Raw genomic sequence first — 21913 nt, 5'->3', positions numbered from 1 at the left:
TATGCCGCTAACACATGACAAGCCGACGCCCAGACCAATAGAAATTGCGGCTATTGATCTAGGTTCAAACAGTTTTCATATGATTATCGCACGAATTGTTAACGATGCATTTCAGATTTTAGGTCGCTTAAAACAACGGGTCCATCTTGCCGACAGTCTTGATAACAACAATCAACTAAGCGAAGAAGCAATAACACGCGGTCTTGCCTGTCTGGCTTTATTTGCTGAACGGCTACAAGGCTTTCCTGCTGATAACGTTTGTCTGGTGGGCACTCACAGCTTACGTGAAGCCAGTAATGCCGAAGAGTTCATCAAACGCGCTAAAGACGTTATCCCCTACCCGATTGAAATTATTTCCGGCCATGAAGAAGCCCGCCTGATCTATATGGGGGTAGAACATACGCAACCAGAAAAAGACCGTAAACTGGTGATTGATATTGGCGGAGGCTCCACTGAACTGGTGATTGGCGAAAATTTTGAACCATTATTGGTAGAAAGCCGACGCATGGGATGCATTAGTTTCGCTAACCAATTCTTTCCCGATGACGAAATTAACGCAGAAAGATTCCGCCGAGCGCGGCTTGAAGCTGCACAAAAACTGGAGAATCTCTCATGGCAGTACCGCATCACTGGCTGGAATTCAGCGCTTGGCGCATCCGGGACCATTAAAGCGGTTTATGAAGTACTGGTTGCAATGGGGGAAAAGGACGGATTAATCACCCCAGAACGGCTGGAGATGTTGGTCAAAGAAATACTCAAATTCAAGAAATTAAAAACCTTCGACCTACCCGGATTATCAGATGATCGTAAACACTTTTTTATTCCCGGTCTGGCTATCTTATGCGGTATATTCGATACCCTGCATATAAAAGCATTACAACTCTCAGATGGTGCGCTACGTGAAGGCGTTTTATATGAAATGGAAGGCCGTTTCCGTCATCAAGATATCCGCCAAAGAACCGCAAGAAGCCTGGCTGAGCACTATAATATCGACAGAGAACAGGCAAAGCGTGTACTGAATACGACTGAAACACTTTACCAACAGTGGGCAATCCAGAACCCTAAATTAGTGCAACCTCAACTCGAAGCGATTTTACACTGGGCGGCCATGTTACATGAAGTTGGATTAAGTATTAATTTAAGCGGATTACAACGACACTCTGCCTATATTCTGCAAAACACCAATTTGCCAGGCTTTAATCAGGAACAACAATTACTGCTGGCAACCCTGGTTCGCTGTCATCGTAAGACAATAAAACTGGATGATTTGCCAAGATTCAATTTATTCAAGAAAAAACAGTATCTGCCATTAATTCAAATCCTACGTCTGGCAACTTTACTCAATAATCAACGCCAATCCACAACCATCCCTGAATCACTCAGACTGATTACTGATGATAGTCATTGGGCGCTCTATCTGCCTTATAATTATTTATCAGAAAACACCCTGATGCAGCTTGATCTGGAAAAAGAGCAAGGTTACTGGCATAACGTTACGGGTTGGCAATTAGAAATAGCCGAGGAATCAATATAAAGATTTCAGACCATCAATCAATATAATTGCATCACTGTTTCCCCGAATTCTTCGGGGAAACAAGCTATTATAAATGTCATAATTTCAAAAGAATAACACCCGCTATTATTATCACAATACCAATCCACTGAATTTGACTCAACCGTTCTCCGCGAATAAAAAAGCCCAATAAAGCAGTGACCCCACTTGCCAATGAACTCAAAACGGTAACAACGGCAACATGTCCCGTTGCAGAACCGTAAGCTAATGAAGCAAACCCGATCAGACTAAAGAAACTAATTGAAAAAACCAGAACGATAATTGAAATCGGCGGTAATGATAAGTTCCCTTTTTTTAACAGTGTAAGGAACAAAACAACCACAGCGGTTAAATAGTAAATCCATAATGCATTGATAACACCCAGATCCCTAACAGCAAATTCCCCTTGCAACCAGAAGCCTAAACCAAACATCAGTGAAGACAAAAGTGCAAAGAAAATTGAACCGGATGATTCTCGTTGTCCGTCTTTTGATTTCGGTATACTGGTTAGACAAGCACCAACAACACAAATAAATAGACTAAACAAAACCAAAGCGGTCATTGGTTTTCCATTTACTAGTGACAAAATCGTGGTAACGGCACCATAAAGCGAAACAATTGGCACGACAATGGAAGCCTTGCCGATCGATAATGCTTTAAGCAAAAACACCATTGCCATTAAATTGCAAACCGAAGCAACAACACATAGGGTCAATTGAAAGAAACTTGCATTAACAAACGACATCTCAAAATAAAAAAACAGCAACAACGATAAAACAAAAAAACCAAATAGCTGACTGTAGAATAAAGATTTAGCAACGCCGACTTTTCTTGCGACTTGCCCTGCCAAAAAATCAGTACTTCCCCAACACAATGCTGAAATCAACCCCATCAGAATAGCCATAATGATGATCTCTTATTAATTTGTTTTTAACTGAACGCTGTTAGCAATACGTGTCGCATTTTCCATCGCTTGCTCACAGCTATTACCATAAGCCAGAACATAACCGACAATAGAACCAAAATTTTTATTTTTCGATAAAATTTTATTTTTCGATGAACTTTTACTTTTCGGCGAAATAGCGAAAGGCGTCTTTTTAAACCCCGCGGAGATAAAATAAGGAATATCAACATCTATTCTAATATCATCGACAATCCCCTCACCACGATAAAAAACAAATGCATCAGCGACAAATGGATAAACTATTTCCGACGTTGGTGATATAGAACTTTCGATACCACAAACAAAATCGACTAAGTATTTGACCATATTAATCCCAGAGGTCATGAAGATCTGTTGAGCGGCTCTGGCACCCGCTATGCGCAAATTGATTTCAACTAATACAGGCCCACGAGAGGTATAAATAAACTCTACATTTATTGCACCACCTCGTAATCCCAAAACAGCGACCCACTCTTTAACAAGCTTACAAGCCATTGTAAATTCAAATTCGGATAGCTCAGCAGGATGAGATAAACCTATCATACACAGGCTATCATCAGGAGAAACAAAAATTCTATTGATACCCATTAAATGCCATTCATCATGATTATAAACTAATTCCGCCCCATAAAAATTTCCTTGCAGGAACTCTTCTATCAAAAACTCCTCATTAACTTTACCGAGCATTGACATTGTGCCATTAGATGAAATTTCTGAAATCACATGGTAATAATCATCTAGAGATTTACAAAGTGATACCCCATAGGCCCCCGCATCACGAAGTGGCTTAATAACAAATGGAAAAGGAACTTTAGGATTTTCTGGAATATTATTATAAGAAAAAACTTCGTAAGTAGGTTGCTCATAACCATGTTGTGCCAGGATATCCCTGACATTTTTCTTACTGAATGCGTTCCTCAAACCATTTATATCCGGGTGAGGTAAACCGAATTCTCGTGCTACTTCAGACGCCACAATCATAAAATCATCATAGCAGCCTAAGATCGCAGCAACAGGAATACGGTTATCTTTAATTAAATTAATGATATCTGTACTATTTCTCGTATCGACATAATAAATATTATCAAATAATTCCTTTCTTAAATCATCATATAATCCTTTATTCATTGATTCCATTGAAGTAAATAACACAGGAGAAAACCCCAAATATCTAATATAATCAATTACCGAGCATTCAACCGGTCTTGCTTCAATAAAAATAAAAACACTCATATCTACCCCATCGTTAGTTGATATTTATTAATTTATGTCGCTTTCTTCATTCCTGAAATCATCTAATTTTATTTAACAATAAAAAATTTCATTAAAATTAAGACAACCTAATCATCATGTATAGTTCCAATTAAGATGACTTTCAAATAAAAAAACCATCAGAATACAACCAGACTCAGCTCTTTAATACATAACCGATTAAATAATAACAGGAATATTTTCATAAAAGATAACTTTACCACCAAGATAAAATATTTATTCATTTTTAAAATAAAAAAACAACCAATTATTCCATTTTAATAATCAATTTCATTTGACATATCAGACTTTATATACTTTCATTAATACTGCATTAATTTACAGATATTTTTTAGTTAACAGAATAAATTGTTTAAATTAATTTATTGTTCCCAAATTTTCTTCTTATATATTTTCATTTATAGGAGTATTTATGTCATCTCATGAAATTAGAAAAACAGTATTCAGCCCCTCTCCGTGGGAAAATAAAATGGGATACTCAAGAGGTAAAAGGGTTGGTAATCAGATCTTTATTGCAGGATGTGTCGCTTCAGATGGTGATGGAAATGTTATGGGGAAAAATGCTTACGAGCAAACTCTATTTATCATAGAAAAAATTGAGAAATATTTAAAAGAGCTTGATGCAGAACTGACTGATGTTGTCAGCACAGTAACACATTTAACAGATTTCCAACATTTTGATGATTATTGTCGAGCATTTAATGAGAAATTTGGCGATATACGCCCGGTCAATACGACTATTGCCGTTAAATCGATGGTGAAGCCAGAACATTACGTTGAAATTACAACTATTGCTATCGACAGCAAATAGTTAAATTAAAGAATAATACCAATGGTAATTGATCTCTACCTGGAGGCTTGGCATGAATAAAGTTAGCGTGCTCCCCGGTTCCACTCTTAATGGGGAAATAGTCATACCATCATCTAAGCCTCATATCCAAAGAGCGCTACTATTAGCACTGTTAAATGAAGAAATAACAACCGTAAATAATATATCGTGGTGTACCGAAACCGAAGATCTCCTTATCGCTTTACAACAGTTTGGTCTGAGAATTCTGGACAGAAGTGAAAATCACATCATATTGAAAGGAGCTCGTCCAATATATCATTGTAATGGGATCATTAACGCCAACGGTTCTGGCATGTTATTTAGAATCAGTGTCGCTTTAGCGTCACTAACAGAAAAGGAAGTTTATATAAAATGCAATGATTCACTGTTCAACAGAGAAAGCCTGTATGATGAATCATTTTTTTCATACCTGAATGTATTTGCAGAAAAACGAGAAGAAAATATCGTTATTATTTCCAGGAGAATATATCCATCACAGTCATCATTAAACTTCAATAAGAGTACTCAATTCCTATCATTCTCTCTTCTTGTTTCGCCATTTATTAAAGGGAAAAGTATTATCATTAACAACAACGGCGAAACTAAGAATGGATATGTCGATATAACAATTAACATGATGGCGTTATTGGGGAGTAAAATCACACGAATAGGCAGCACATTTATTTCAACTGAATATCAATCAAGGGATATTACGATTAACATCCCTTCTGATTTCACATCACTAAGCTACATTGCTTCGTCAATATTAAGTATTAATCGACCAAGCAGAGTCACCATCAGAAGTTATTATTTTGGTAATACAATTAACGAAAGAGTATTATTTGACATATATAAAAAATTTGGTATGAATTTAAACTATAACCCAATTAAGAATGAGCTTAATATCAACCTGGAGGAGGAACATAATGCCATTACAGATGAAATCCATTTAAATGAACTTCCTTCCGCTGCCACTAACATTATCGCGGCAGCGATTAATGGCAATCGAGATATTACATTTTCCGGTCTTAATGCTATAAACAATCATAAATGTCAACGAGCATTTATTATCAACGAAAATATACGCATGATGGGAGGAAAAAGTTATTTAATTTTTAATGATACCGGGGCTTTCAACAAAATAAAGATTAACGGTAACGGGCCATTAAACGGAGGCGTTGAAATATTCAGCTACTATGATCATCGAATTTGCGCATCCAATATTATTGCATCACTAGGGGCAAGAGAACAAACAACGGTTAATCATATACATAAATTAGATGATGGTTTTCCTGGATTTATCCAATCCTTAAGTTCTCTCGGAGCTAAAATAAGTTAGCTAACAGTATAAAAGCGAGACAAAAATATGAAGTATTATGGTAATAATCATCCGCCATTTATCGAAATAAACAAAACCAAATCATTAAATGGCTCAATAACTTTACCTGCCTCCAAAAGTTCTTCAACCCGCGCCATTCTGACTGCCTCATTAACGGAAGGTACAAGTAAAATAAATAATATGGCATCAGGGAACAATACAACAGCAATGAAATTAAACTGTTCCCGTTTAGGAGCATCATTTAATAGCGATATTACAAGGACAATCGTAGAAGGCATAGATATCAGGAAAATTGATAAAAAAATCATCTTTAACCCAGGTAATTCTGGCGTTGTATTACGGCTATTAATGGGAGTATCCGGCTATTTACCTGATACTGAATTTATTACAGAATACAGTCACTCCCTGGGTACACGATCACAATCAGAAATGGTCAATGCACTAAAATTACTCAATATTCAGTGCACCACAGTTGGGCCTGATTCACTTTTACCGATAAGCATGAAATCAGATAGGAACATCGGTAGCTACACCGAAATTTCATGCAGAAAGAGCTCTCAATTCCTGAGTGGATTACTTTACTTAGGTGCCATTAGTGAACGGGATCTGCAAATAAAAGTCATCGATACAATTACCGCACCATCAATGGTTCACACGACAATGAACAATTTGCGCAAAGCCGGCATTAATATTGAATATGACGATAAATTTCGCAATTTCTTTACGACAGGAAAGAGTCGATTTATCCCATCAGAATTTAGCGTCGGCGCTGATCCAGCCAGCACAGCGGCGATCCTTGCACTTTGCGCCTCACTGAATTCTGATGTCACCCTAAATGGTTTTTTTGAGGAAGAATTAGGTAATGGCGCGGTGGTAAATTATTTAATTAACAGTGGAACGAAAATCAGATTCATCAAGGATGATTGTCTCAATATTCGATCTGGCGGAACCCTGAAAGCGCAAGATTTCGATGGTTCACTGGCACCAGATGCTGTACCTGCACTTGCTGCATTAGCTGCGTTTGCCGACGGTAAAAGCGTTTTCTATAACATTGAACATATCCGCTATAAAGAATCAGACAGAATTTCTGATTTTCGACGGGAATTAGACAAAATAGGGATTAGATCAGAAGAAAAGCTAGACCAATTAATTATTTATGGCAACCCCTATGGATATAAAGGCGGCGTTGTTGTTGATGGTCATTACGATCATGGATTAATCATGGCGCTCACAACCATAGGTTTACATTGTGATGAGCCCCTTATTATCAGTGAGCCATATCATGTTGGTCAAACCTATCCAGAATATTTCGCCGAAATATCCACATTAGGCGCCAATGTGAACGAATTAAAATATTCTGGCCCTATACCAGAAGATGTTTAAATATCATTGATAACTCTTAACCAAAGGAATTCACTATGTGTGGAATTGGTGGTGTTTTTAATACAGAAAATAAGCCTATTGATGATATTGAGAATAAGCTACAGAATATAATGTCAAAAATAGCACATCGAGGTGATCCATCTCGGTTTAATGAGAAGATTGTCAGAAATAACTTTTCAATCGCAACCAACAGACTTGCTATTGTCGAACGCGATTCAGCCTATCAACCCATATCGAATCAGGAACATGATCTTCATCTTGTTCTGAATGGTCAAATTTATAATTACAAGTCTCTTCGAAATGAATTAATTAAACAAGGTTATCAATTTAAAAATGGTGGCGATGCAGAAGTTATCCTGATTGCCTACATTTGCTACGGCAAGTCATTTATTAAAAAATTAGATGGAATGTTTAGTTTTATTCTATTTGATAATAAGAATAATAAATTCTTATTAGGCAGAGATCACGTCGGTATAAAACCTCTCTATTACACCCAAAAAGAGGGTAACTGGTATGTGGCATCAGAAATAAAATCATTGATCGCATTTAACTCAGAAATTAAACCTGTTGAACCCGGTTCAATTTTCGACGGATTTACCAATGAGAAATATATTAGCTACGACACAACTATCCCAGCAAGCAGCGATAACTTCGAACAGGCAAAAGAAAAAGTCTATTCACTGTTAGATAATGCCGTCAGAAAGCGGGTTGACACAGACCTACCTGTGTCAATTATGTTTAGCGGCGGCATAGACAGTACCATCGTGCTCTATCTTGCAAAAAAATATCACCACGATATTACGGCGATTTCATTTGGATTACCCGGCTCAAAAGACATTGAAATTGCCCAAAGATATTGTTCTGAGAATAAGATAAAGCATATTATATATACATTTACTCAGGAAGAATTAATCAATAATATCCAAGATGCTATCTATTATGGTGAATTTTTCGAACAAATCGATGCGATTGATTCAACCATTGCTCACTTTGGCTATTATATTGCTAACCGCCTTGGCTTTAAAATTGCTTTATGTGGAGAAGGTAGTGATGAAATTTTTGCTGGCTATGATTTATTTAAGACCTATCCCGATCCCCATCATCTCTCCCTATATCGATTAAATAATCTTCATAGGACTGATTTACAAAGAGTTGATCGGGCAAGCATGAGAAATACTGTTGAAGCAAGAGTTCCCTTTATGGATTCAGCACTAGTGCCTTATGTTTTAAGCCTGGATTTCTCTTACAAACTCAATAATGGGATAGAAAAACATATTTTACGTGAAGCATTCAGAGGAAAAATACCCGAATATATTATTGACAGACCAAAAATAAGAATGCCAGATGGCAGTGGTGTAAAAAATAGTATCATTGATTACGTTAAAGATATTAAATGCAATCTACCAAGAAACATAGTTGACAGCCTTAATTCTATCGGGTTAACCAATCAAAGTTCATTGTATTTCGCTGAAAAATATCTCTCTTTTGGTTATCCACTACCGAAAGAACGCTTCAAAGAATCTGGCAAAGATTTCTCAGAATCTGGTTATTTTAATTTCATATCGTAATTTAACCATTGTGTTGATTGCTGCATTGTTTATTCTATTAACAATGCAGCTATTTAGCGATAAAAAATAGGATTTTTATTTTCATCACTTGACGTCAAATTGAAACTCAATATCCTTTTTTAAGAAATCATAACCAATAATTTCAACGCTCTTATTCTTTGATACAATTATTCCTTTTTCATTCAAACTCTTAATAACTCTATTTAATTGCCTGACTGAAACACCTAAAACAGATGCCAAATCTTCCCTTTTCTCTAATACCAACACAGTTCCATTTCTTTTCGAATGATAGTAAAGAAATCGCTTTAACTTATCCTCAACAGTTAGAAATACTCCCGTTCGAAACAAAGAAGACTCAAAAAGCTTATTACTGAGTTGTTTACAAACAAATTGAAGAAATCCAGGATCTGTTAGTCCAAATATTCTTACCGTCTCTAACGGAATTGATAGCAGTACGGATCGCTCCTGGGCAAAGACAGTATTAATTATGTTATCACCTTGGGAATGAAAAAGTTCTAAATCTCCGATAAGAAAAAGAGGAATAGCAAAGGCAAAAACAAAGAATTTTCCATTAATATTATAAAACTCAACCTTTAGCTTACCCTCAACTAAAATATAGAGATGAGTAAAAATTGATGACTGATGTGTAAGATAGGTATTTTTCTTAACCTCAACCACATCTAACTTTGGCATAAACGCTGCTGGGAGAATGCTATCAAGATGATATTTATCAACATAATCTTTCAATCTATTCTCTTTATCCCGATACATATCTAATCCACTATGTTTTAAATTACTCGATAACTAAGTATACCCGTTATCTTTCAAGTTGCCTCTTTGTTGGCTGCACTCACTCACCCCGGTCACATAGTTATCTATGCTCCCGGGGATTCGCTCCCTTGCCGTCGCGATGCAGCTTGAAATCCATAGGGTATATATTTAAACATTTTCGATTTTTCCATTTATTCTCCGTTAATTTCCCCACTAAAGTATTTATTGATAACAAATAATATATTTAATAAATTTTTCTCCACTATACACAAGGATAAATAGAATTTAATTTTTCACCATGGCAATCTCATTATTTCCTTTTCCAGTCGGCTTTTCAATTCATTACCACAAAAGGAAGCGTATAATGCATTTAAATTTGTTTCAATAAAATCACTATATTGCCAACCAAAATATCGATTAATCCTCAAATATTCTTCACATAAGGTAATGTTTGCAACTGTCCGGGTATCTGTATTAATCCCAATATTTACACCAATCTCTTTTAAAAAATTAACTGGATGGTTTTCATAGATATCATAAATATCGCAAACAATATTACATGTCGGGCAAATTTCTAAATGTATATTTCTTTCTATCAGAAGATCAATAACATCTCGATCTTCAATACTTCTGACACCATGACCTATACGAGAAATATTTAATTTATTGATAGTCTCGCGCACACTTTCAGCCCCTTTCGCTTCTCCTGCATGCGCAATAACATTTCCACCATTTTCCAACACCATTCTAAACGCATTCAAATGTGCATTAAGTGGATATCTTGCCTCATCGGCAGCAAGATCGAGAGCAACAACACCGTAATTAGAATATTCATTGACAAGATATGCGGTTCTCAAACTTTGATCTTCTGAAAAATGCCGCAATGTGCATAATATTAAACCTGCTGCTATACCATATTTGACTGAATAATTTTCTATTGACTCTAAAGCAATTTCTACAATATCGCGATCACTTAACCCTAAGCAAAGATGAAGTAAAGGTGCAAATCTAATTTCAGCATAAATTACATTATCGCTTTTTAATTGTATGAAAAGATCTTCTACAGCATCAGCTATTACATCCCTTTTTTGTAATAAATCCAATGAAGGCGTAATTTTATTTAAAAAATCACCTAAATCATGGCATTTTTCAGGGGCAATATATTTTTCACAAAATGACTTCTGGGTAATATCAGGAATAAGTTTTTTAACGAAATGATAACTCAACCCACAATCAAGATGCGTATGTAACTCTACTTTTCTCAGTAAATCAGGATTAAAATTCATCTTTTATCCTCCTATATGACTAAAATTACGATAATAATGTAAATAGTTTATTCTTAAATACCTTACCCTTGATTTCAGTCACCACAATCATATTATGAGGATGATTGAGAAGATCGGTTGAATCAATAACTAAATGCCCATATGAACGTGCACTTTGATATTCAACATAACCATACACCTCTAATTTATCCTCTATCATTTCATTCGGATATAAAGCAATAGCCATTGTTATAGGATCAGGCAGATCAAATCCCTTTCTATTCGTTCTTCCCTCATTGAATTCAATCAATGTTCTATTACAGCTCACTGCAAACTGACCAAGATCACCTAAAGAATTTAATTTATCCATATCGAATTCATCAATAAAAGCCTGTTCCATACCTAACTCCCACCCACAAAAGATAAGAGGCAATCCAGAATTCAATACGATATGTGCCGATTCAGCATCAGAATAGATATTGAATTCAGCTAATGGCGTAATATTACCTGACTTCAATCCAGAACCACCCATAATATAAATTACTTTAATAAATTTATATAAATCCGGCTCTTTTAAGATAGCCATTGCGATATTTGTCAACGGCCCCAAAGTGATTATTTCTATCTCGCCAGGAAATCTTTTCACGATATCAATAATTGCATCTACTGCATGTTTATCTTCTGCTATTAGCGAAGGCTCTGGTAAATTCATATTACCCATACCATCTTTTCCATGAATATGATATGAAGCATAGTGATCTCTAAATAATGGTTTACTCATCCCTTCATATACCGGAGGAATATATGTTCCTGCTTTTTCAATACTGACTAACGCATTTTGCCTGCACTGAGCAACAGCACAATTACCGGCAACAATAGTAATACCTTCAATAAAAACTGAGGGTTCACGGAGCGCCATCAGTAATGCAACTGCATCATCGGATGCCGTATCTGTATCAATAATGAAATGTCTCATAGCCTATTTCCCTTTATCATGTTCCTTACATTAGGCTATAAGTTCCGCCAAAAAAAAGTCATATGACCTTTTTCCAGAATCAAGAAACAATGTGCACAGAGATAGATAACCAATATGTGATCTACTTCACAATACATCGTCAATAGATAATTTGAATAAATACGTTCTAAAATGAAGGTAACAGAGATAGCATCATTTGCATAATTTCTGGAGCCGTCTCGAAGAAATTGACAAAAAACGCCATAATTTACCTTAAAAAGCGCTTCCTTGACATATTTTCCACATTTTCTCCATTTTTTAGCCTATCCTCACTGTCTAAACTAATAGCATGTGATTAAACCGATATTTCAGTCGGACATAATCAATAATCAAGCAACACCTTGGCCTTGCGTTTGAGAGAATGTCGAAGAAATGAATCAAAATAATAAACACCGTACCTTCCTTTTCCGTGTAGTTTTCCGTGTAGTATTGGCCGCTGTTGCCATTGCTGCCGCCATATTTTTCTGGTACCAACTTAAAACCCCTCAACAATCTAACCCATCTGATCAATCCTCTGGTTTAAAACATTCCCCTTTACCCCCGGTTCAGGTTGCCACGGCAAAAGAGCAGGCAGTCCCTCGCTTTCTGGCCGGGCTTGGCACCATTCAAGCCGCCAATACCGCCACGGTAACCAGCCGGGTTGAAGGTCAGCTTATCGCTTTGCACTTTCAGGAAGGTCAACAAATTAAACAAGGGGATTTACTGGCAGAAATTGATCCACGCCCTTTTCAGGTTCAACTCGCACAAGCCAAAGGCCAACTGGCTAAAGATGAAGCAATATTGGCGAATGCCCGTCAGGATCTCAATCGCTACCAGAAATTGGCAAACACTCACCTGATTTCCCAACAAGAAATGGATAATCAACGTGCACTTGTCCGCCAACACGAAGCCAGTCTGAAAGTTGATCAAGCAGCAATTGATAGTGCAAAACTTCAACTCACTTACAGCCATATTACGGCTCCCATTTCCGGTAAAGTAGGCTTGAAACAGATCGATGTAGGAAATTTTATTTCCAGTGGCAACAGCTCTCCTATTGTGGTTATTACCCAAACCGATCCGGTAGATGTGCTATTTTCACTCCCTGAAAACGATATTAATGCTGTTTTACAAGCTCAGAAAACGAATCATGACGTCGTTGTTAGTGCCTGGGATCGCAATAACCAGCAACAACTTGCCGAAGGAAAACTGTTGAGCATTGATAATCAAATTGATGCTACTACCGGCACAATTAAACTGAAAGCTCGTTTTTCCAATCAAGATAGCATCTTATTCCCAAATCAGTTTGTTAATGTCCGTATTAAAGTCGATACACTGGAAAACGCAGTAGTGATCCCAAATGCTGCCCTGCAAATGGGTAATGAAGGGAATTTTGTCTGGATGTTAGGTAAAGAGAATAAAGTCAGCAAACATCTGGTCACAGTCAAATTGCAGGATACAAAACGCGTTGTTATCAGTACCGGCTTAGCAGCAGGTGATAAAGTGGTCACTGATGGTATCGATCGCCTGACAGATGGCGCTAAGGTAGATATTGTCACACCGATGGCAAATAAACCTCAGCCACAAAAACATGATAAAACGGAGAATTCCTGATGCAGGTGAACGCCCCGATCCCAGGAGGCGGACCGTCACGCCTGTTCATCTTGCGACCAGTTGCCACCACGCTGTTTATGGCAGCAATCTTGCTGGCAGGTATTATCGGCTATCGCATGCTACCCGTGTCTGCATTACCGGAAGTGGACTATCCTACCATTCAGGTTGTCACACTCTACCCCGGTGCAAGCCCCGATGTGATGACTTCGGCAGTCACCGCACCACTGGAGCGCCAACTCGGACAGATGTCTGGTCTTAAACAGATGGCATCTCAAAGTTCCGGCGGGGCTTCCGTTATCACATTACAATTCCAGCTAACTTTGCCGTTAGATGTCGCCGAGCAGGAAGTACAAGCGGCTATCAATGCAGCCAGTAATTTACTGCCAAATGACCTGCCTTACCCTCCCATTTACAGCAAAGTTAACCCCGCTGATCCGCCTATTTTAATGCTGGCAGTCACCTCCGATGCAATGCCAATGACACAGATTCAAGATATGGTGGAAACCCGTATCGCACAGAAAATTTCACAGGTCAACGGCGTAGGATTGGTGACACTCGCCGGCGGCCAGCGACCAGCCGTCAGAGTGAAGCTAAACGCCCAAGCAGTCGCTGCACAGAAATTGGATAGTGAAACCATCCGCACCGCTATCAACAATGCTAACGTTAATTCCGCCAAAGGTAGCCTTGATGGTCCGACTCGCTCTGTCACGCTTTCAGCCAACGATCAAATGAAGTCAGTAAATGATTACCGCAACTTGATCATTGCCTATAAAAATGGCTCTCCAGTACGGTTACAAGATGTCGCAACCATTGAACAAGGCGCTGAAAATACCAAACTAGGTGCATGGTCAAATAACAAGCAAGCGATTGTGATTAATATTCAGCGCCAGCCCGGTGCCAATGTGATTGAAACTACAGATAATATTCGTCAGATGTTGCCGGAACTTATCAGCAGCTTACCAAAGTTCGTCGATATGAAAATCCTGACTGACCGCACGACAACCATTCGTGCCTCAGTGAAAGATGTTCAGTTTGAGCTGTTACTGGCAATTGCATTGGTTGTTATGGTGATTTACCTGTTTTTACGTAACGGTATTGCAACACTTATCCCCAGTATCGCCGTTCCTCTTTCATTGATCGGTACATTCGCAGTGATGTATTTCTGCGGTTTCTCCGTCAATAATCTGACGCTAATGGCGCTCACCATTGCCACCGGTTTTGTCGTGGACGATGCCATTGTGGTCATTGAAAATATCTCCCGTTATATAGAACAAGGCGAGAAACCGATGACAGCAGCATTGAAAGGTGCAGGTGAAATCGGTTTTACCATTATCTCCCTGACTTTCTCTTTGATTGCAGTGCTAATCCCGCTGCTTTTTATGGGCGATATCGTTGGTCGCCTGTTTCGTGAGTTTGCAATTACCCTGGCCGTGGCAATCCTGATTTCAGCCATTGTCTCACTGACATTAACCCCCATGATGTGCGCTCGCATACTGAAACCGGAATCACAGATAAAACACAACCGTTTTGAACAAGCTAGTGAACGCTTTCTTGAACAAATGATTGCCGGTTATGCCACATGGCTGAAAAGAGCACTGAACCACCCGTGGATCACCTTTAGCATCGCCCTAAGCACATTGGCGCTAACTGCTTTGCTCTATCTAATGATTCCAAAAGGATTTTTTCCATCGCAAGATAATGGGCTGATTCAGGGAACACTAGAAGCGCCACAATCCATTTCCTTCGCTGCAATGGTGGATAAACAACAGCAAGTTTCATCCTTATTACGACAAGACCCGGCAGTAGAAAATATCACCACTTTTGTGGGCATTGATGGCAGTAACCCAACATTGAATAACGGGCGACTGCAAATCACGCTTAAACCACTCAATCAGCGTGATGACAGAATTGTTGACATTATTCCGCGTTTGCAGGAAAAAGTTGCCGCTATACCCGGCATAAAGCTCTATCTGCAACCGATGCAGGATTTGACGATTGATACTCAGGTGACTCGAACCCAATACCAATTCACTTTGCAGGCAACCTCTCTGGATGAATTGAGTATCTGGGTGCCAAAATTGTTGACTGAACTAAAACAGAGAACAGAACTAGTTGATATCAGCAGTGATTGGCAAGATCAAGGGCTGATCGCCTACGTTAAAGTAGACCGAGACACTGCCAGCCGATTGGGTATCTCAATGGCCGCTATAGATAACGCACTCTACAACGCATTCGGCCAGCGGCTAATTTCAACCATTTATACCCAGGCTAATCAATATCGGATCATCCTGGAACATGATGTGACATCGACTCCAGGGCTGGCAGCATTTGATAACATCCGTCTTAACGGAACTGACGGTCATGTCGTACCTCTCAGGGCTATTGCGACTATTGAACAAAGATTTGGCCCACTGGCAATCAATCATCTGGCTCAATTTCCCTCAGCAACATTTTCTTTCAACGTTGCCGAGAATGCCTCTCTCGAACAGGCGGTCAATGCTGTTAGTGATGCAGCACAATTGATCAAAATGCCCAAAGACATTTCCACTCAATTCCAGGGAGCAACGCTGGCATTTGAAAGCGCACTGGGCAATACATTGTGGTTAATCGCGGCTGCCATTATCGCTATGTATATCGTGCTAGGCATACTGTATGAAAGCTTCATCCATCCGGTAACAATCCTCTCTACTTTGCCGACAGCAGGAGTGGGTGCACTACTGGCGCTAATGATGGCAGGCCATGAACTGGATGTCATTGCGATCATCGGCATTATCTTGTTGATAGGTATTGTGAAGAAAAATGCCATCATGATGATCGATTTCGCGCTGGCAGCAGAACGTGAACAGGGATTATCGCCTTACGAAGCCATTTATCAGGCGTGTTTATTACGTTTTCGCCCGATTCTGATGACCACAATGGCAGCATTACTTGGGGCACTTCCCTTGATGCTCAGCACCGGTGTAGGCGCTGAATTACGTCGACCTCTGGGTATCTGTATGGTCGGTGGATTGATTATGAGCCAGATCCTGACGTTGTTTACTACACCAGTGATCTATTTACTGTTTGACCGTCTGGCCCACTATCGTCGCAATCGCCAGCTCTCAGCCCCAGACACTTCATCTATTGATCATCAGGAGCCGCGGTGAAATTTTTTGCCTTATTTATCCAACGTCCTGTTGCCACCACGCTATTGAGTTTAGCCATAACCCTATGCGGGGTATTGGGATTTACCTTGTTGCCGGTTGCTCCTTTACCACAAGTGGATTTTCCGGTGATCTCTGTTTACGCCTCATTACCGGGCGCTTCACCGGAGACAATGGCCTCATCTGTCGCGACTCCACTAGAGCACGCCTTAGGCCGAATTGCCGGAGTCAATGAAATGACATCCAGTAGCTCCCTTGGCAACACCAATATCACACTGGAATTTGATCTCAATCGTGATATCAACAGTGCAGCACGGGATGTACAGGCAGCACTGAATGCCGCTCAAAGTCTGTTGCCTTCCGGTATGCCGAGCAAGCCGCATTATTACAAAGTCAACCCGTCTGACGCCCCGATTATGATCCTCACATTGACTTCTGATACCTATAATCAGGGGCAACTTTATGATTTTGCGTCTACTCAACTGGCTCAGAAAATCGCCCAAGTTGAAGGTGTTAGTGAAGTCTCTGTTGGCGGAAGTTCATTACCCGCAGTCAGAGTTGAATTGAATCCCGGCGCTCTGTTTCATCAGGGAGTTTCACTCGATGCGGTACGCAAAGCTATCAGCAATGCCAATGTTCGCCGCCCACAAGGATATGTGGATTCCGATCAGCAACACTGGCAAATTCAAACTAATGATGAGTTAAAAACAGCCGAAAGCTATCGCCCGATCATCGTTCACTACAACAACAGTTCACCAGTGCGATTGCAGGATGTCGCAAATGTACAAGATTCTGTTCAGAATGTCAGAGCAGCCGGAATGTCTGGCGGTGAACCGGCTATTTTATTGATTATTCGCCGTGAAGCAGGCGCGAATATTATTGCCACAGTAAACCGTATCCGTGAACAATTGACTGCATTACGTGAATCTATTCCTGCCAGTATTCAACTTAAAGTTGCTCAAGACCGCACACCAACTATTCGTGCTTCATTAGCGGAAGTAGAACGAGCATTGGTGATTGCTATCGGGCTGGTCATTCTGGTGGTATTCCTGTTCTTGCGTTCTGGTCGCGCAACATTGATCCCTGCCATTGCTGTACCTGTTTCACTTATTGGCACATTTACCGCCATGTATCTGTGCGGTTTCAGTTTGAACAATCTTTCTTTAATGGCGCTGACAGTTGCCACAGGGTTTGTGGTAGATGATGCGATTGTGGTACTGGAGAATATTTCCCGCCACCTTGAAGCTGGCATAAAACCCATGCAAGCGGCACTACGAGGTGTCCGGGAAGTGGGTTTTACGGTCCTCTCGATGAGTATTTCGCTGGTAGCAGTCTTTATCCCACTGCTGCTCATGGATGGATTGGTTGGTCGGCTGTTCCGTGAATTTGCCATTACCCTAACCACATCAATCGGCATCTCATTATTGGTTTCTCTCACACTAACGCCAATGATGTGCGCTCATTTACTAAAATCTCAGCTTCCCAAAGCACAGAAGAAAATACGGGGATTCGGTAAAGTTCTACTGAAAATTCAGCAAGTTTACGGACGCTCCCTGATGTGGGCTCTTAATCATAGCCGTTGGGTATTGTTAATTTTGGCTGGCATCATTGCCCTAAATGTTTGGCTCTATATCAATATCCCCAAAACTTTCTTCCCAGAGCAAGATACCGGTCGGTTGCTAGGGTTTGTTCGGGCAGATCAAAGTATCTCTTTCCAATCTATGCGTGAAAAAATGAAAAATTTCATGCAGACAATCAATGCAGATCCTACGGTAGACAACGTTATCGGTTTTACCGGTGGTGGGCGGGTAAATAATGGCTTTATGTTTATCTCCCTAAAACCATTGAAAGAACGTTCAGAAAGCACTGAACAGGTTATTTCACGCCTGAGAATTAAACTTGCCAATGAACCGGGAGCAAATCTATTTCTTATTCCGGTACAAGATATTAGGACTGGCGGTCGCCAGGCTAATGCCAGCTATCAATTCACATTGCTGGCAGATGATCTGAATGATCTTCGCAAATGGGAGCCTATTATCCGTAAAGCATTAGGGCAATTACCGCAACTGACTGACGTGAATTCAGATAAGGAGGATAAAGGCGCTGAAATGGCAATAATCTATGACCGCGATACCATGTCTCGTCTGGGCATTAATGTCAGTGAAGCCAATAGCTTGCTAAATAATGCTTTTGGTCAACGACAAATATCCACCATTTATCAACCACTTAATCAGTACAAGGTTGTGATGGAAGTTGCACCAGAATATACGCAGGATGTCAGCGCACTGGAAAAAATGTTTGTGATTAACAATCAAGGAAAAGCCATTCCGCTCTCCTATTTTGCCCATTGGCAACCGGCTAACGCACCGCTAAGCGTCAATCATCAAGGGCTTTCTGCTGCTTCAACCATTGCTTTCAACATACCGGAAGGCTATACCCTCTCTGATGCTGTCAATGCGATTGAAAGAACCATGACTGAACTTGGTGTACCCTCAACGGTTCGAGGCACTTTTGCTGGTACCGCCCAGATTTTCCAGGAAACCCAGAAATCACAATTATTCTTGATTCTGGCCGCCATTATTACCGTCTATCTGGTGTTAGGGATATTGTATGAAAGTTATATTCATCCACTGACCATTCTTTCTACTCTGCCTTCGGCCGGTATTGGTGCCCTGCTGGCACTGGAACTGTTTGACACACCATTCAGCCTGATAGCATTAATAGGCATCATGTTATTGATTGGTATCGTAAAAAAGAACGCCATTATTATGGTGGATTTTGCCATTGAAGCTCAACGTAACGGTAATATCCGCGCCCGTGATGCGATATTCCAAGCTAGCCTGTTACGTTTCCGTCCGATTCTGATGACCACACTGGCCGCCTTGTTTGGTGCCCTGCCACTGGTTTTGAGTAGTGGCGACGGTGCGGAATTACGCCAACCCTTAGGAATAACCATTGTGGGTGGTTTGGTTATGAGCCAGCTTTTAACACTATATACCACACCGGTTGTCTATCTCTGTTTTGATCGATTAAGAGAAAAGTGGCAACAACGGCGTACTACCAGGCAAATTATGGAGCAATTATGAAACTCGGCATCAGTGGTAAACTGTTTATGGCCATTTTCGCCACTTGTATGCTAGTACTCATCACCATGCACTGGGGCGTAAGAAGCAGCTTCCAGCATGGTTTTATTGGTTATATAAAACAAAATATCCAGTTACGTACAACCATGTTAGCTGAAGCACTGGCTGAACAATATCAACAATATGGCAGTTGGAAATTCTTAAAGAGGAATGACCGGGCAATTTTTCAAATCATTCGCTCCATTGAACAAACCAGTGAAAGCCGCCAGGGTCCACCGCCTCGTGGTTGGCGAACTCAATTTTGGGTGGTGGACAGTAATATGAAACTACTGGTTGGTCATGAAGGCAAAATCCCGGCAGAGACTTATCGCAAACCGATCATCTATCATCATCAAGTCGTTGGCTGGGTCATTGTCAGCACATCAGATAAAATTACCCGTCAAGCTGATATCAGTTTTGATCGCCAACAACAACTGACAAGCTGGATAATTGCCGGTTTATCTACCTTGCTGGCAATGATAGCCACACTATTATTATCCCGCGGTATGTTAAAACCCGTTAAACGTTTGGTTGAAGGAACGCATAAATTGGCAGCCGGTGATTTCAGTGCCCGAGTCACACCATCAAGTAAAGATGAAATTGGTCAGCTTGCCCACAATTTTAACCAACTCGCCAGTACCTTGGAAAAAAACGAGCAGATGCGTCGCGATTATATGGCAGATATTTCTCATGAACTACGCACTCCCCTTTCTATATTGCGTGGCGAATTGGAAGCGTTACAGGATGGTGTTCACAAACCAACTCCAGAAATACTCAATTCGTTATTGGCTGAAATTACCACATTGACCAAACTGGTTGATGATCTACACCAGCTATCTCTATCCGATCGCGGGGCGCTGGCATACCGGAAAGAATTTATCAACATCAGTGAGTTAATTCAGGTTGCTATCGCATCTTATCGTGGACGTTTCCTTGATAAACAAATCCAAATGGATATTAAACTTCCTGAAATTATTATGGTGCTTGCTGACCCAAGCAGATTGACTCAGCTATTTCATAATTTACTGGAAAATAGTCTTCGCTATACCGCTGATAATGGAAAATTGATCATTAAAGGTTATTCTGACAATAACCACTTCATTCTGAATTGGGAAGACAGCAAGCCCGGCTTGTCACCAGAGCAATGCCAACGGGTTTTTGAACGATTCTACCGCAGTGAATCCTCACGAAACCGTGCCAGTGGTGGATCAGGACTTGGGTTAGCTATTTGCTATAACATCGTTGAAGCACATAACGGTACGATCCATGCCGAACCCTCACCTTTAGGTGGCCTGAGAATTATCGTAGAATTGCCGCTAACTGAATCCCTTGACGGCGAAACATTATGAGTACAGAATTTGAACATTATACTGTTTTGATTGTTGAAGATGAGCCAAAGCTTGGACAGTTGCTGGTGGATTACTTACAGGCGGCTAATTACCAAACCCAGTGGCTACTGCGAGGTGATGAAGCTGTCTCCCATGTACAGCAACACAATCCAGATATTATTTTGCTGGATTTGATGCTTCCAGGCTGTGATGGCATCTCTATCTGTCGGGAAATTCGTCGCTTCTCTGACATACCGATTATTATGGTCACCGCCAAAACGGAAGAAATTGACCGTTTACTTGGATTGGAAATCGGGGCAGATGATTATATTTGTAAACCTTACAGCCCACGTGAAATTGTCGCGCGAGTTAAAACGATTCTTCGTCGCTGTTACCGACCACAAGATATTGTCAAGCAAAGCGATCTACAAATTGACGAAGCCTGTTTCCAAGCGCGTTACCGCAATAAAATACTGGATTTGACCCCGGTTGAATTCCGGTTATTAAAAACGATGGCAAGTCGCCCAGGGCAAGTATTTTCCCGCGATAATTTACTGAATAATCTATATGACGATCACCGAATCGTGACAGACCGTACCATTGATAGCCACATTAAAAATTTACGCCGTAAACTGGAACAATTGGATGACAGTAAAACATTCATTCGTTCTATTTATGGACTTGGTTACCGATGGGAAGCGGATATATGCCGTTTGTTATAACTGTCACACTTTAACTGAATTAAATTTCTTTCAACCTTTCACCGGTCAGAAATTCAGCTATATTAAAAATA

At 40.1% G+C, this 21913-nt stretch carries 15 protein-coding genes; 10 read left to right on the top strand and 5 right to left on the bottom strand.

The features are described from left to right. The first annotated feature begins 1 nt into the window (after position 1). On the top strand, positions 2-1534 hold the full coding sequence (ppx, locus tag KZ793_RS02335; protein WP_225813149.1) for an exopolyphosphatase: 1533 nt from the start codon (positions 2-4) through the stop codon (positions 1532-1534). 76 nt (positions 1535-1610) lie between these two features. Here ppx and KZ793_RS02330 read toward each other — a convergent pair whose 3' ends face one another. Further along, positions 1611-2456: a DMT family transporter gene (locus KZ793_RS02330; protein WP_225813148.1), complete on the bottom strand. Its 846-nt coding sequence runs from the start codon at positions 2454-2456 to the stop codon at positions 1611-1613. A gap of 15 nt (positions 2457-2471) precedes the next feature. After that, positions 2472-3728 (bottom strand): ATP-grasp domain-containing protein, encoded by a 1257-nt coding sequence (locus KZ793_RS02325; RefSeq protein WP_225813146.1) that lies wholly within the window; start codon positions 3726-3728, stop codon positions 2472-2474. A 451-nt stretch (positions 3729-4179) separates the two neighbouring features. On the opposite strand from KZ793_RS02325, the gene KZ793_RS02320 reads away from it, so the two are divergent. The 4 genes from KZ793_RS02320 to KZ793_RS02305 are packed head-to-tail and all read left to right on the top strand — an operon-like array spanning position 4180 to position 8886. After that, a complete protein-coding gene (locus KZ793_RS02320; protein WP_118987011.1) occupies positions 4180-4578 on the top strand; it encodes a RidA family protein in 399 nt (132 codons plus the stop codon). A gap of 52 nt (positions 4579-4630) precedes the next feature. After that, on the top strand, positions 4631-5935 hold the full coding sequence (locus tag KZ793_RS02315; RefSeq protein WP_225813144.1) for a 3-phosphoshikimate 1-carboxyvinyltransferase: 1305 nt from the start codon (positions 4631-4633) through the stop codon (positions 5933-5935). 27 nt (positions 5936-5962) lie between these two features. Beyond that, entirely contained in the window at positions 5963-7318 is a 1356-nt protein-coding gene (gene aroA, locus KZ793_RS02310; RefSeq protein WP_225813143.1) for a 3-phosphoshikimate 1-carboxyvinyltransferase, read from the top strand. Positions 7319-7353: 35 nt separating this feature from the next. Beyond that, entirely contained in the window at positions 7354-8886 is a 1533-nt protein-coding gene (locus KZ793_RS02305; protein WP_225813141.1) for an asparagine synthetase B family protein, read from the top strand. 84 nt (positions 8887-8970) lie between these two features. On the opposite strand, the gene KZ793_RS02300 is transcribed toward KZ793_RS02305, so the two are convergent. The 3 genes from KZ793_RS02300 to KZ793_RS02290 all read right to left on the bottom strand — a co-directional run bounded on the left by KZ793_RS02300 (position 8971) and on the right by KZ793_RS02290 (position 11898). Then, on the bottom strand, positions 8971-9633 hold the full coding sequence (locus KZ793_RS02300; protein WP_225813139.1) for a Crp/Fnr family transcriptional regulator: 663 nt from the start codon (positions 9631-9633) through the stop codon (positions 8971-8973). 317 nt (positions 9634-9950) lie between these two features. Then, positions 9951-10943, bottom strand: coding sequence for an adenosine deaminase (gene add / locus KZ793_RS02295; RefSeq protein WP_225813137.1), 993 nt, complete (start codon positions 10941-10943; stop codon positions 9951-9953). Positions 10944-10968: 25 nt separating this feature from the next. Next, positions 10969-11898: a nucleoside hydrolase gene (locus KZ793_RS02290; RefSeq protein WP_225813135.1), complete on the bottom strand. Its 930-nt coding sequence runs from the start codon at positions 11896-11898 to the stop codon at positions 10969-10971. Between the two features lie 411 nt (positions 11899-12309). Between KZ793_RS02290 and KZ793_RS02285 the strand changes: the two genes are divergently transcribed. From KZ793_RS02285 to baeR, 5 genes are read left to right on the top strand one after another with little or no spacing between them, the layout of a single operon-like run. Then, positions 12310-13527 (top strand): MdtA/MuxA family multidrug efflux RND transporter periplasmic adaptor subunit, encoded by a 1218-nt coding sequence (locus tag KZ793_RS02285; RefSeq protein ID WP_225813133.1) that lies wholly within the window; start codon positions 12310-12312, stop codon positions 13525-13527. Continuing rightward, positions 13527-16673 (top strand): MdtB/MuxB family multidrug efflux RND transporter permease subunit, encoded by a 3147-nt coding sequence (locus KZ793_RS02280; protein ID WP_225813132.1) that lies wholly within the window; start codon positions 13527-13529, stop codon positions 16671-16673. Before KZ793_RS02285 ends, KZ793_RS02280 begins: the two co-directional genes overlap by 1 nt. Continuing rightward, positions 16670-19756 carry a multidrug efflux RND transporter permease subunit MdtC gene (gene mdtC / locus KZ793_RS02275; protein ID WP_225813131.1) on the top strand — a complete coding sequence of 1029 codons (3087 nt, stop codon included), beginning with the start codon at positions 16670-16672 and terminating at the stop codon, positions 19754-19756. Before KZ793_RS02280 ends, mdtC begins: the two co-directional genes overlap by 4 nt. Further along, positions 19753-21141, top strand: a complete 1389-nt coding sequence (gene baeS / locus KZ793_RS02270) for an envelope stress sensor histidine kinase BaeS (RefSeq protein WP_225813130.1) — start codon at positions 19753-19755, stop codon at positions 21139-21141. The genes mdtC and baeS overlap by 4 nt, the downstream gene beginning before the upstream one ends. Further along, positions 21138-21842, top strand: coding sequence for an envelope stress response regulator BaeR (baeR, locus tag KZ793_RS02265; RefSeq protein WP_225813129.1), 705 nt, complete (start codon positions 21138-21140; stop codon positions 21840-21842). Before baeS ends, baeR begins: the two co-directional genes overlap by 4 nt. Positions 21843-21913: the final 71 nt, after the last annotated feature.

This window comes from Photorhabdus antumapuensis, from assembly GCF_020387775.1.
In the GTDB taxonomy this organism is placed as follows: Bacteria; Pseudomonadota; Gammaproteobacteria; order Enterobacterales; family Enterobacteriaceae; genus Photorhabdus; species Photorhabdus antumapuensis.
The sequence above is the reverse complement of the archived record's forward strand: the minus strand, read 5'-3'. Positions and strand labels throughout refer to the sequence as shown.